At 69.7% G+C, this 12,122-nt stretch carries 10 protein-coding genes; 4 read left to right on the forward strand and 6 right to left on the reverse strand.

Annotation, left to right across the window (positions count from 1 at the left end):
• Positions 1-11: 11 nt before the first annotated feature.
• Together ACT009_RS10065 and glmM are read right to left on the reverse strand one after the other, a co-directional pair.
• Complete coding sequence (locus tag ACT009_RS10065) at positions 12-236, reverse strand: DUF1272 domain-containing protein (RefSeq protein ID WP_445190954.1); 225 nt, start codon at positions 234-236, stop codon at positions 12-14.
• Complete coding sequence (gene glmM / locus ACT009_RS10070) at positions 236-1,576, reverse strand: phosphoglucosamine mutase (protein WP_445190955.1); 1,341 nt, start codon at positions 1,574-1,576, stop codon at positions 236-238. The genes ACT009_RS10065 and glmM overlap by 1 nt, the downstream gene beginning before the upstream one ends.
• A gap of 72 nt (positions 1,577-1,648) precedes the next feature.
• On the opposite strand from glmM, the gene ACT009_RS10075 reads away from it, so the two are divergent.
• Complete coding sequence (locus tag ACT009_RS10075; RefSeq protein ID WP_445190956.1) at positions 1,649-2,944, forward strand: dicarboxylate/amino acid:cation symporter; 1,296 nt, start codon at positions 1,649-1,651, stop codon at positions 2,942-2,944.
• A 122-nt stretch (positions 2,945-3,066) separates the two neighbouring features.
• Here the strand turns inward: ACT009_RS10075 and ACT009_RS10080 are convergent, their stop codons facing one another.
• Positions 3,067-4,638, reverse strand: coding sequence for a peptide MFS transporter (locus ACT009_RS10080; RefSeq protein ID WP_445190957.1), 1,572 nt, complete (start codon positions 4,636-4,638; stop codon positions 3,067-3,069).
• Between the two features lie 159 nt (positions 4,639-4,797).
• On the opposite strand from ACT009_RS10080, the gene ACT009_RS10085 reads away from it, so the two are divergent.
• The gene (locus tag ACT009_RS10085; RefSeq protein ID WP_445190958.1) at positions 4,798-5,376 is read left to right on the forward strand and encodes a nitroreductase family protein; all 579 of its coding nucleotides are present in this window, start codon (positions 4,798-4,800) and stop codon (positions 5,374-5,376) included.
• A 39-nt stretch (positions 5,377-5,415) separates the two neighbouring features.
• Entirely contained in the window at positions 5,416-5,772 is a 357-nt protein-coding gene (locus tag ACT009_RS10090) for a GntR family transcriptional regulator (RefSeq protein WP_445190959.1), read from the forward strand.
• Positions 5,773-5,829: 57 nt separating this feature from the next.
• Here the strand turns inward: ACT009_RS10090 and ACT009_RS10095 are convergent, their stop codons facing one another.
• Both ACT009_RS10095 and ACT009_RS10100 read right to left on the reverse strand, forming a co-directional pair.
• Positions 5,830-6,648, reverse strand: a complete 819-nt coding sequence (locus ACT009_RS10095) for an arylamine N-acetyltransferase family protein (RefSeq protein WP_445190960.1) — start codon at positions 6,646-6,648, stop codon at positions 5,830-5,832.
• A gap of 5 nt (positions 6,649-6,653) precedes the next feature.
• Positions 6,654-8,369 carry an acyl-CoA dehydrogenase gene (locus tag ACT009_RS10100; protein WP_445190961.1) on the reverse strand — a complete coding sequence of 572 codons (1,716 nt, stop codon included), beginning with the start codon at positions 8,367-8,369 and terminating at the stop codon, positions 6,654-6,656.
• A gap of 40 nt (positions 8,370-8,409) precedes the next feature.
• On the opposite strand from ACT009_RS10100, the gene ACT009_RS10105 reads away from it, so the two are divergent.
• A complete protein-coding gene (locus ACT009_RS10105; protein WP_445190962.1) occupies positions 8,410-9,339 on the forward strand; it encodes an L-threonylcarbamoyladenylate synthase in 930 nt (309 codons plus the stop codon).
• A gap of 175 nt (positions 9,340-9,514) precedes the next feature.
• Here the strand turns inward: ACT009_RS10105 and ACT009_RS10110 are convergent, their stop codons facing one another.
• Positions 9,515-11,965: a glycoside hydrolase family 3 N-terminal domain-containing protein gene (locus tag ACT009_RS10110; RefSeq protein WP_445194060.1), complete on the reverse strand. Its 2,451-nt coding sequence runs from the start codon at positions 11,963-11,965 to the stop codon at positions 9,515-9,517.
• Positions 11,966-12,122 lie beyond the last annotated feature (157 nt).

Below are 12,122 nucleotides of genomic sequence, written 5' to 3' on the forward strand. Positions count from 1 at the left end.
ACGATCCTTCTTCAAGCCCGATGGCGGCGCACCGTCGAGGCGGGATGGTCCGTCAGAGCCCGATCGACCCGCGCCGGGCGATCGAGCAGTTCGCCACGGCAGGTCGGGCAGCGATCGTCGAGCGCCTCCGCGCAATCGGCGCAGAACGTGCATTCGAACGAGCAGATGAACGCGCCGCCCTCGTCCGCGGGCAGATCGATGCCGCAGCGCTCGCAGTCGGGCCGCATCTCCAGCATCAGGCTGCTGCCTGCCGCACCGCGTCGCAGATCCGGTCGACCACGCGCTCGACCTGGCCGGCGTCGTCGCCCTCCGCCATCACCCGGATCACCGGCTCGGTTCCCGACGGGCGGATGACGAGCCGTCCGGTGCCGACGAGTTCGGCCTCGGCGGTCGCGATCACCGCCTTCACCGATTCGGCCTCCAGCGGCTTGCCGCCTGCGAAGCGGACGTTCTTCAGCAACTGCGGCAGCGGTTCGAAGCGGTGCAGCACCTCGCTCGCCGGCGCGCCCGACCGCTTCAGCTCGGCCAGCACCTGTAGCGCTGCGACCAGTCCGTCGCCGGTGGTGCCGTAATCCGCCAGGATGATGTGCCCCGATTGCTCGCCGCCGACATTGTAGCCCGACGACCGCATCTTCTCGAGCACGTAGCGATCGCCCACCGCGGTGCGGACCAGGCCCAGTCCCTGCGCCTTCAAATGGCGTTCGAGCCCCAGATTGGACATCACCGTCGCGACCAGCCCGCCGCCCGCCAGCCGTCCGGCACGCGCCCAGCCCGCGGCGATCGTCGCCATCAGCTGGTCGCCGTCGACCACCTTGCCGCGTTCGTCGACCACGATCAGCCGGTCGGCATCGCCGTCCAGCGCGATGCCGAGATCGGCGCCCGACGCCACCACCGTTTCCGAGAGCGCCTGCGGCGCGGTCGATCCGACGCCGTCGTTGATGTTGACGCCGTCGGGGGTGACGCCGATCGCGACGACGTCGGCGCCCAGCTCCCACAACGCCATCGGCGCGACCTTGTACGCCGCACCGTTGGCGCAATCGATCACCACGCGCAGCCCGTCCAGCCGCAGGTTTTCGGGGAACGTCGCCTTGGCGAAATGGATGTAGCGGCCCTGCGCGTCGTCGATGCGGCGGGCGCGGCCGATCTGCGCCGACGCAATCAGCGGCACGTCGCTGTCGATCAGCTGCTCGATGCTCTGCTCCGCCTCGTCCGACAATTTATAGCCGTCGGGACCGAACAGCTTGATGCCGTTGTCCGCGAACGGATTGTGGCTGGCGGAGATCATCACCCCGATGTCGGCGCGCATCGACTGGGTCAGCATCGCCACCGCCGGGGTCGGCAGCGGGCCGACCATCACCACGTCCATGCCGACGCTGGTGAACCCCGCGACCAGCGCCGATTCGAGCATATAGCCCGACAGCCGCGTGTCCTTGCCGATCAGCACGCGGTGCTTGTGGTCGCCGCGCTGGAAATAGGCACCCGCGGCCATGCCGACCTTCATCGCCATCGCCGCGGTCATCGCGCCCGCATTGGTCGCGCCGCGGATTCCGTCTGTGCCGAAATATTTTCTTGCCATCGTCGCTGTCCGGTCCGGATTAAGGGAGCAATCTGCGTCGCCTCGTAGCGCCGCGTTCGACAAAGGGCGAGCATGTCGCAACCTACCAGAATACTTCTCGCCCTGATCGTCGGGCTGGTCGGCGGCATCCTGCTCGCGACCGTCAGCCCGACCGCCGCGGAGGCGCTGATCCCGATCGCGCAACCGATCGGCACCGCCTGGCTCAACGGGCTGCAGATGACGATCGTGCCACTGGTGGTGTCGCTGCTGATCACCGGCGTCGCCGCGACCGCGGAGGCCGCGCGCGCCGGGCGACTGGCGGGTCGCGCGATCCTGCTGTTCGTCGGCGTGCTGTTCTGCACCGCGACGATGTCCGCGATCCTCAGCCCGCTGATCGTGCGCACCTTCCCGCTGCCCACCGATGCCGCGGCATCGCTGCGCGCGGCGCTGACCGATGCCGGGCCGGTCGCGCCGACCCCGCCGATCGCGGACCTGCTCGCCGCGGTGGTGCCGACCAACATCATCGCCGCGGCGGGGGCGAATGCTTTCCTGTCCATCATCATCTTCACGCTGGTGTTCGCCTTCGCCATCCTCAGGATCGAACCAGACGGCCGGGATCGGCTGACCGGCTTCTTCGTCGCGGTGCGCGACGTGATGCTGGTGGTGGTCGGCTGGGTGCTGGTGCTGGCGCCGATCGGCGTCTTCGCGCTCGCCTTCGTGGTCGGCGGCCGCGCCGGGGTCGCCGCGTTCGGCGCGCTGCTCCACTATATCCTCGCGGTCTCCGCGATCGGCGTGGTCGTGTATTTCGGCTCGTTCGTGCTTGCGAGCATCGGCGGCGGGGTCGGCCCGTTGCGCTTCCTGCGCGCCTCGTTTCCGGCGCAGGCGGTCGCGATCAGCACGCAATCCTCGCTGGCGACGCTGCCGGCGATGCTGAAGGTCGCGCGCGGGCTCGGCATCCCGGTCGCGACATCGGGGGTGGTGCTGCCGCTCGCGGTCGCGATCTTCCGCGGCACCCAGCCGGCGATGAACCTCGCGGTGTCGATCTACATCGCGGCGTGGCTCGGCATCCCGCTGACGCCGGGGCTGCTCGTCGCGGCGGTCGTGGTCGCGGCGCTGACGTCGCTCGGCTCGGCCAGCCTGCCGAGCCAGATCACCTTCGTTAGCGCGATCGCGCCGATCGCCGGCGTGCTCGGCGTACCGCTCGCCCCGCTGGGCTTGCTGATCGCGGTCGAGACGATCCCCGACATCTTCCGCACCGTCGGCAACGTCATGATGGACCTGGCCGCCACCGCCACCGTCTCCCGCCGCAACAAGGACGCGTGGGACGACGGCATGGATGTGGAGGGCAATTCCTCCCCGGCACGGGGAGGTGGCGCGCCGCAGGCGTGACGGAGGGGGACTTCCCCAAGCGGCACATCAGTGACGGGTCCAAGTGAGGGCATCGCTTGCGGCGAGCCCCCTCCACCACCGCTGCGCGGCGGTCCCCCTCCCCGTACCGGGGAGGATTGAGATTACCGAGGCACCTGCTCGCCGCGCGTATCCAGCCCGGCCGCGCCCGGTTCCGCCGCCGCGTCCTGCCCGGCCAGCGCGTGGTCGACCGGCTCGGCCAGCGTATCGAGGTGCATCAGCTTGCTGACGAACGGCGCCAGCACGAGCACGCCGACGCCGAGCCCCATCGAGACCCAGCCGATCCGCCCATAGACGTCGAGCACCTGCGCGGTCCCCGCACCCTCTCCGCCGGTTGCCTGCGCGATCAGCCCGGCCAGGAAATTGCCTCCCGCGGTCGCCAGGAACCAGGTGCCCATCATCAGCCCGGTCATCTGCGCGACCGACAGCCGCGTCATCGACGACAGCCCGACCGGCGAGAAGCACAGCTCCCCGGCCGAATGGAAGATGTACAGCAGCGCCACGAAGATGGCCGGCGTCAGCCCCTCCGCCGGCGCGCCCAGGATCAGCGCGAAGAACCCCGCGCCGACCAGGATCAGCCCTATCCCGAACTTGAACGGTGCGCTCGGTTCGCGGCCGACCCGCGCCAGCTTCACCCACAATGCCCCGAACACCGGCGCCAGCACGATGATGAAGAATGGGTTGATCGACTGGAACACCGACGCCGGGATCGTCCAGCCAAGGAAGGTCCGGTCGACCGCCTGGTCGGTATAGACGTTCAGCGACGACCCGGTCTGTTCGAACAGCGCCCAGAATACCGGCGACAGCGCCACCAGGAACAACGCGGCGAAGATCCGGTCGCGGTCCTCGCGCGGCAGCTTGAACACCGCGGTCCACAGGATGAAGCCGATCGTGACGACCGACGACACCACCAGCAGCGTGCCGACCACGCCCTGGCTACGCACCAGCCACCACGACACCAGCACCGCGGCGACCGCGCCGAGATAGATCGGGACCTCTTTCGCCTGCCCCGCGACCGGCGGCTCGCCGACCCCGTGCAGCTCGCGCCGGAACAGCACGAAGACGATCAGCCCCAGCGCCATGCCAATCCCCGCGGCGCCGAAGCCGTAGGACCAGCCGACCGTCTCGCCCAGGATGCCGACGATAATCGGGCCGATGAACGCGCCGGTGTTGATCCCCATGTAGAAGATCGAGAACGCGCCGTCGCGCCGCAGGTCGTCGCGCGGGTAGAGCTTGCCGACCAGCACCGATATGTTGGCCTTCAGGAACCCGGTGCCGACGATGATCAGCGCCAGCCCCAGGTAGAAGCCTTCCAGCGCGGTGCCCTGCACGCCCTTCGGCCCTTCGACCAGCGCGATCATCAGATGGCCGAGCGTGATGAAGATGCCCCCCGCGAGCACCGATTTGCGCGCGCCGAGATACCGGTCGGACAGATAGCCGCCGATGATCGGGGTGATGTAGATCAGCGTCGTGTAGGCGCCGTACACCGCATAGGCGGGCTGTTCGCCGAACAGAAAATGCTTGGTGAGATAGAACACCAGGATGGCGCGCATCCCGTAATAGGAAAAACGCTCCCACATCTCGGCGAAGAACAGCATGAACAGCCCGCGCGGGTGCCCCAGGAACGTCTTGGCATGGGCGGGAACGCCGCCGCCGGTCGGATACGCACTCGCCATGTCGTCGAACAGCTCCCCATCCCGCGTTGCGCGGGGTCGTCTCATCCCGCGTCGCGCGGGCTCGTCCCATCCCGCGTCGCGCGGGCTCGTCGTCGCGGTTGAGACTAGCGGCAAAGCGCCGGGTGTAAACACGCGCCGGCGCGGGCTATGGCGCGACGCATGCTCAACGATCCCACCACCCCGCTGTCGCTGCTCGCGACCCGCCGCTCCGGCAAGCCGCGCGATCTGGTCGCGCCCGGCCCCGACGCGGCGCAACTGGAGACGATGCTGGCGATCGCGGCGCGGGTACCCGATCACGGCAAGCTGGCACCGTGGCGCTTCGTGGTGGTCGGCGACGACCAGCGCGCGCGGCTGTCGGCGCTGATCACCGACGCCTATCGCCGCGATCGCCCGCAGGCCGCCGCTACCGAGATCGCCTCGCTCGATCAGTTCGCGCACCAGGCACCGACCCTCGTCGTCGCGCTGTTCTCGCCGCGCACCGACAGCCACATTCCGCTCTGGGAGCAGCAGATGTCGGCGGGCGCGGCGTGCATGAACCTCCTCCACGCCGCGCATGCTTCCGGCTTCGCAGGCGGCTGGCTGACCGGCTGGCCGACCTATTCCGACGCGGTGCGCGACGCCTTCGGCAGCGATCCCGAACGGATCGTCGGCTTCATCTTCATCGGCACGCCGTCACGCCCCCTCGACGAACGCCCGCGCCCCGACATGAGCCGCATCGTCTCGCACTGGACCGCGTGAAGGACTCGACGCGCAGGTCATTTGCTGTATTATCCCAGCATGACAGCGCTAAGCAACGAGGACAGCCCGGTCTATATACGGCTGCGCGGCACCATCGCCGCGGGGATCCTGCGCGGCGACTATCAGGCCGGCGACCAGCTTCCCTCGGTCCGCGCCTTCGCTGCCGAACACGGCGCCAATCCGCTGACCGTGGCCAAGGCGTATCAGAGCTTCCAGGACGACGGCTATGTCGAGGTCCGACGTGGCGTCGGCATGTTCGTCCTGCCGGGTGCGGTGGAACGGCTGCGCATCGCCGAACGCGACAGCTTCATGACGAGCCACTGGCCACGCATCCGCAGCCACATCGACCTGCTCGGCCTCGACGCCGCCGACCTGCTGGATCGGGAGCGGGTCTAAGGGTCCGCCAGCCGGTCGGATCCGCCGCCTACCACGCGGATGATCGCGCGCGACTGCTCAGAACAACCCCAACGCCGCGATTTCCTCGACCGACAGGTCGATCCCGAACATCAGGCTCAGCCGCATCCGGTACACCCGCGGATCGTCGATCGGACCGCCGGTCTCCGCGTCGCCTGCCTTGCGCTTGTACTCGCGGTCCATCAGGCTCGCGAAGCCGTGCGGCAGGACGATGCTGGCGATCCGCAGCATGCGGAATCGGCTCTCGGGCCAGGCCGAGGTCCAGTGATTGCCCATCGCCAGATCGGCCTCGAACACCTCGGCGGTCGTGAAGCTGTACTGCGGCATGTACCCCGCGCCGGTCCCGCGCCCGTCGGTGGTGGTGCCGTCGCCGTCGCGCAGCAGCATCCAGCCATGCGTGGGATCGACTGCCAGCCGGAACGTCGCGCCGTCGGGCGCGCTCGCCTCCGCGCCGTCGACCAGCGGCATCGGCGGCGCATAGCTGCCGCCGAACCCGGGGTCCGCGATCCATTCCTGCCCGGCGATCGTGACGAGACTGAGCGTATGGGTCAGCGGCGGCACCGCCGTCCCGCCGAGCCAAACCCGCGCCAGCAGCGGCCGCGCGACGAAGCCGATCGCCGCCAGCGCATCGAGGAACAGCCGGTTCTGTTCGAAGCAATAGCCCCCGCGCCGCGCGGTTACGAGCTTCGCGAACACCGCGTCGCTGTCGATCGCGATCCCGCGCCCGAGGACCACGTCGAGATTCTCGAACGGGATCGCCAGCCGGTGCGCGCGTTGCAGCCGTGCCAGTCCGGCATCGTCCAGCGTCGGGCGCGCCGGCATGCCGATGCGGTGGAGATAGGCGTCGAGATCGAACACCGGCGTCAGGCCGCGAACGCCTCGGCGGGGATCGCATAGAGCGCCGCCGCGCTCGCGGTCGCCGCCGCCCTCAATCCCATCGCCTCGGGCACCACCTGGTCGAGGTAGAACGCCACCGTCGCGCGCTTGCCCGCCGCGAACGCCGCGTCGCCCGTCGCCGCGCGGCCCTGCCGCTCCATCAGCCAGCCGCAGGTCGCGACCGACAGCATCGTCAGGAACGGATAGCTCGCCGCCAGCCGATCGTCGGCATCCGCGCTCGCCAGCTGCCGCCCGATCGCATCGCACGCATCGACCAGCGCCGCGAGTTCCGGATGCCGGACCTCGGCGCGCATGTCCGCGATCAGCGCCGCGAAGGCGCCGCCGTTCGCCAGCCCCAGCTTGCGCCCGACCAGATCGGCCGCCTGGATGCCGTTGGTGCCCTCGTAGATCGGGGTGATCCGCGCATCGCGGAAATACTGCGCCGCGCCGGTTTCCTCGACATAGCCCATGCCGCCATGGATCTGGATGCCGAGGCTAGCGACCTCGTTGCCGAGATCGGTACCGTGCGCCTTGGCGAGCGGCGTCACCATCTCCAGCCGGTCCTTGGCTGCGGCATCGCCCAGCGTCGTGCGATCGACCTGCCCCGCGGCGTAATAGACCAGGGCGCGCGCCGCCTGGGTCTGCGCGCGCATTCGCATCAGCATCCGTCGCACGTCGGGATGATCGACGATCCGCACCGGATCGCGGCTCGCCCCGCCGGCCCGCGCCGACTGCACCCGCTCCAGCGCATAATCGACCGCCTTCTGGGTCGCGCCCTCGGCGATCTGGACGCCCTGCAGGCCGACGTTCAGCCGCGCGTTGTTCATCATCGTGAACATCGCACGCATCCCGCCATGTTCGGGGCCGATCAGCTCGCCGATGCAATCGTCGTTGTCGCCGAAGCTCAGCACGCAGGTCGGCGAGGCATGCAGCCCCATCTTGTGTTCGATCGATACGACATGGACGTCGTTGGCGGCACCCGGCCGGCCGTCGGCGTCGAGCCGGAACTTCGGCACCAGGAACAGCGAGATGCCGCGCGTCCCCGCAGGCGCCCCGGGGGTCCGCGCCAGCACCAGATGGACGATGTTCTCGGCCAGGTCGTGATCGCCGAACGAAATGTAGATCTTGGTGCCCTTGACCGACCACGTCCCGTCGCCGCGCGGGATCGCCTGGCTGCGCAGCGCGCCGACGTCGGATCCGGCCTGCGGTTCGGTGAGGTTCATCGTGCCGGTCCACGCCCCGGTCGCGAGGTGCGGCAGGTACAGCGCCTGCTGCTCGGGCGAGCCGTGATGCGCCAGCGCCTCGATCGCACCGACCGTCAGTGTCGGGCACAGCGCGAAGCCCATGTTCGCCGATCCCAGCGTGTCGAGCACCGCGGTCTGGATCGCGAACGGCAGCCCCTGCCCGCCGAATGCCTCGGGCACCCCGATCGTCCCCCAGCCGCCCTCGACATAGTCGCGATACGCCGCGGCGAACCCCTCGGGCATCTTCACGCCCTCCGGGGTCCATTGCGCGCCGACCATGTCGCCGACCCGGTTGAGCGGTGCCCATTCTCCCGCCGCCAGCGCGCCGACGCCTTCCAGCACCGCGTCGACGACATCGTCGCTGGCCGCGGCGAAGCGGTCGCTCTGCGCCAGCTCGTCGATCCGCACCACATGATCGAGCACGAAGCGCTGCTCGGCGACCGCGGGGGTGAAGGCCATCGTTTCTCTCCTGGATTCGAGCGCGCTATAGCGCCCGTCGATGGCTGCTCCAAACCCGCGCATTTTACCCTACGGCACCGTGGCGATCGCCGCCGCCGCCGCGGAGATCGCGCGCGGCGGGATCGTCGGAATCGCGACCGAGACGGTCTACGGCCTCGCCGCCGACGCCACGGACGCGCAGGCGGTGGCGCGGATCTACGCCGCCAAGGGCCGGCCGAGCTTCAACCCGCTGATCGTCCACGTCGCCGATCTCGCCGCGGCCGAATCGATCGCGCTATTTGACGATGATGCCCGCGCGCTCGCCGCGGCGTTCTGGCCCGGCGCGCTCACCCTGGTGCTGCCGCTCAGCCCCGGCGCCCCGATCGCGGCGCTGGTCGTCGCCGGGCTCTCAACCGTCGCGATCCGGGTGCCGGCGCATCGCGCCATGCAGGCGCTGCTCGCCGCGACCGGCAAGCCGCTCGCCGCGCCCTCCGCCAACGCCAGCGGCGGGATCAGCCCGACCTGCGCCGAACACGTCGCCGCCAGCCTCGGCGCCGCGGTGCCGATCATCGTCGACGACGGCGCGACCCAGCGGGGATTGGAATCGACGATCGTGGCCGGCCGGACGATCCTGCGCCCCGGCCCGATCACCGCTGATTTGCTCGCCCAGTTCATTCCCGGCGTCCGTGCGTCGCACGGCGACGGCGCGATCACCGCGCCCGGCCAGCTCGCAAGCCATTACGCACCCGCCAAACCGCTCCGCTTGGACGCGATCGATGCCCGTCCGGACGAATGGCTGATCGGCTTTGGCGCCATTGGCGGCGATGACACGCTGTCGGCGACCGGCGACCCGATCGAAGCCGCCGCCAACCTATTCGCCGCCCTCCACCGCGCCGACGCGTCGCCGCGCGGGTCGATCGCGGTCGCACCGATCCCCGACACCGGCATCGGCACCGCTATCAACGACCGCCTGAAGCGCGCCGCGCACTAGACGCGCACATTCCTCCTTCGCTTCAGCGGGGGAGGGGGACCGCTCGCGAAGAGAGTGGTGGAGGGGGCGGTGCCGCAAACGCAGTCCGTCGTTACCTCCCCCTCCGTCGGCCTGCGGCCGACACCTCCCCCTGGCGGGGGAGGAATAAACGACCGCAACAGCCCTCCCCCCAATCTCACTTCACCCCGCAGCTCACCGGCCCGGGAGGGGCGCTCCCGATCCGCACCGACGAGATGTCGATCGTCGCCGCGCCGGCGCCGCTCAGCACGAACGGCCGCGTCACCTTGGCCATGTCCGCACCGCCGTCGGCGAAGCAGCGCAGCGGCACCGCCGCCTGTCCCCAGCTGCCCGCACCGGCGACGTTGAACGCGCCAGTCATCGGCACCGTCGCGATCTTTTCGCCGCTTGCTACGCCGAGCGTCAGCGGCCCGGCGAGCTTCGCTGCGGTACGGTATTCGATCAGCAGGCTCAGCTGCCCGTTGGTCTCGCGGCTGAGATCGATCGGGTTGGCCTGCTCGATCGAGACGCGGCCCTCGCTCTTGCCGCTCCAGGTCAGCCGCAGGCTGTCCTCCTGCGCGGTGCGATCGGTGCGGGTCTGGACCACCGCGCCGCTCGCATCCAGCCGCGCGCCGGCCGCGACCCGACCGCGCACGAACAGCGCGTTCTGGTCGCCCGCCGTCACCTTGGGCCGGGTCTCGTCCAGCGCCGGCACCGTCGCCGCCGCGGCGTAGCTGAGGCCGTAGCCGAACGGGAACAGCGGGTCGTAATTGGCGTCGCGCCGGTTGAGGACGTTCTGGTCGATCCGCTTCGGCCAGCTGAAGCTCAGCTTGCCGGTGAAGTCGCGGACCGGCTTGCCGCCCTTGCGCGCGATCAGCACGTCGGCGACACCGCCGCCCTCGGTGCCCGGCAGGAACGCCGCGACGAACGCGTCCGCGGCGTTGATCTCCGGGTTGACCCACATCGGCCGCCCCGACAGGAACACCGCGACCACCGGCACCCCCGCCGCCTTCAGCTTCTTCAGCAGCGCAAGGTCGGACTTGTCCTCGGGGCTGTATTCCAGCGTCGCGCGGTCGCCGGTGAATTCCGCATAGGGCGTCTCGCCGAACACTACGATCGCGGCGTCGGGCTTGGCGGCGAAGCTGCCGTCGGGCGACAGCGTCGCCTTGCCGCCGCCGGCGCGCACCGCCTCGTCGATCCCCGACCAGATCGACTGGCCGTTGGGGAAATCCTTGTTGGTGACGTCGGTGCCCTGCCAGGTGATCGACCAGCCGCCCGCGGCCTGCCCGATGCTGTCCGCCGCCTTGCCCGCGACCATGATCGATGCGCTCGCCTTGATCGGCAGCACGCTGCCGTTGTTCTTCAGCAGCACCAGCGACCGCGCCACCGCCTCGCGCGCGATCGCGCGGTGTTCGGGAGCGCCCAGCAGGTCGAACTTGCCCGCGAGCGGCCGCGACGACGGCCGCCCCGCCTCGAACGTCCCCGCGAGCAGCTTCACCCGCAGGATCCGCCGCACCGCATCGTCGAGCCGCGCCGCCGGGATCACCCCCGACTTCGCCTCCGCCAGCGTGTTGTTGTAGAGCTGCTTCCAGCCCGGCCCCGAATACATGAACATGTCGAGCCCGGCGTTGATCGCGGGCGCGCAATCCTCGTTGGTGCAGCCCGGCACCTGGCCGTGCGCGTTCCAATCGCTGACGACGATCCCGTCGAAGCCCATCCGCCCCTTCAGCACGTCGGTGATCATGCTCTTGTTGCCGGTCATCTTGACGCCGTTCCAGCTCGAGAAGCTGATCATCACGGTCAGCGCCCCGGCCTCGATCGCGGGTGGATAGCCTGCGGCGTGGATGTCGCGCAGCACCGCCTCGTTGACCCGCGCGTCGCCCTGGTCGCGCCCGCCGGTGCCGCCGTCGCCGACGAAATGCTTCACCGACGCGATCACATGGCCACGGCCCATGAAGTCCTTGCCGACCGCGCCCTGGATGCCCTCGACCATCTCGCCCGCATAGGAGGCGACGACCGCGGGCTCCTCGGAATAGCTCTCGTAGGTGCGGCCCCAGCGATCGTCCTGCACCACCGCCAGCGTCGGCGCGAAGCTCCAGTCGATCCCGGTCGCCGCGGTCTCGGCCGCGGTCGCCTGGCCGATCCGGCGGACCAGCGCCGGATCGCGCATCGCGCCGAGGCCGATATTGTGCGGGAAGAGCGTGCCGCCGACGATGTTGTTGGCGCCGTGCACCGCATCGGTCCCCCAGATCACCGGGATCGCGGGGCGCCCGTCGGCGCGCTTGATCATCGACGCGTCGTAGAAGGCGTCGGCGAGCTTCAGCCATTCCGATGCCGGCGCGCGTTCGTCGTTGTTGGGCGCCGAATTGCCGCCGTTGAGGATCGAGCCGAGCTTGTACGTCTCGAGATCCTTGGGCTTGATGCTGGCGATGTCGACCTGCAGCAGCTGGCCGACCTTGTCGTCGATCGACATCTTGGCCATCAGCGCGTCGATCCGCTGCTCGACCTTGGGGTCGCGACGCAGCCGCGGGGTCAGCTTCGGCCAGTTGGCGGGATTGGCGACCGCGGACATCGCCGGCGCTGCGGCAGGTGCGGCGCCCTGCGCGACCAGCGGCGATCCGCCGAGCATGAGCGCGCTGATCAGGGCGACGCCGAGCGTCCGGTGCTTGGTGGAATTCACGTATCTCTCCCGCGGTCGTGGTTCGATCGCAACCTTGTTGCCGCTGCGGATCGATCCTTAGCCTATGGGTCGATAATTCATATTTCAATTTTGTTTTTGTCGTTCT

Source organism: Sphingomonas sp. Tas61C01, assembly GCF_052567495.1.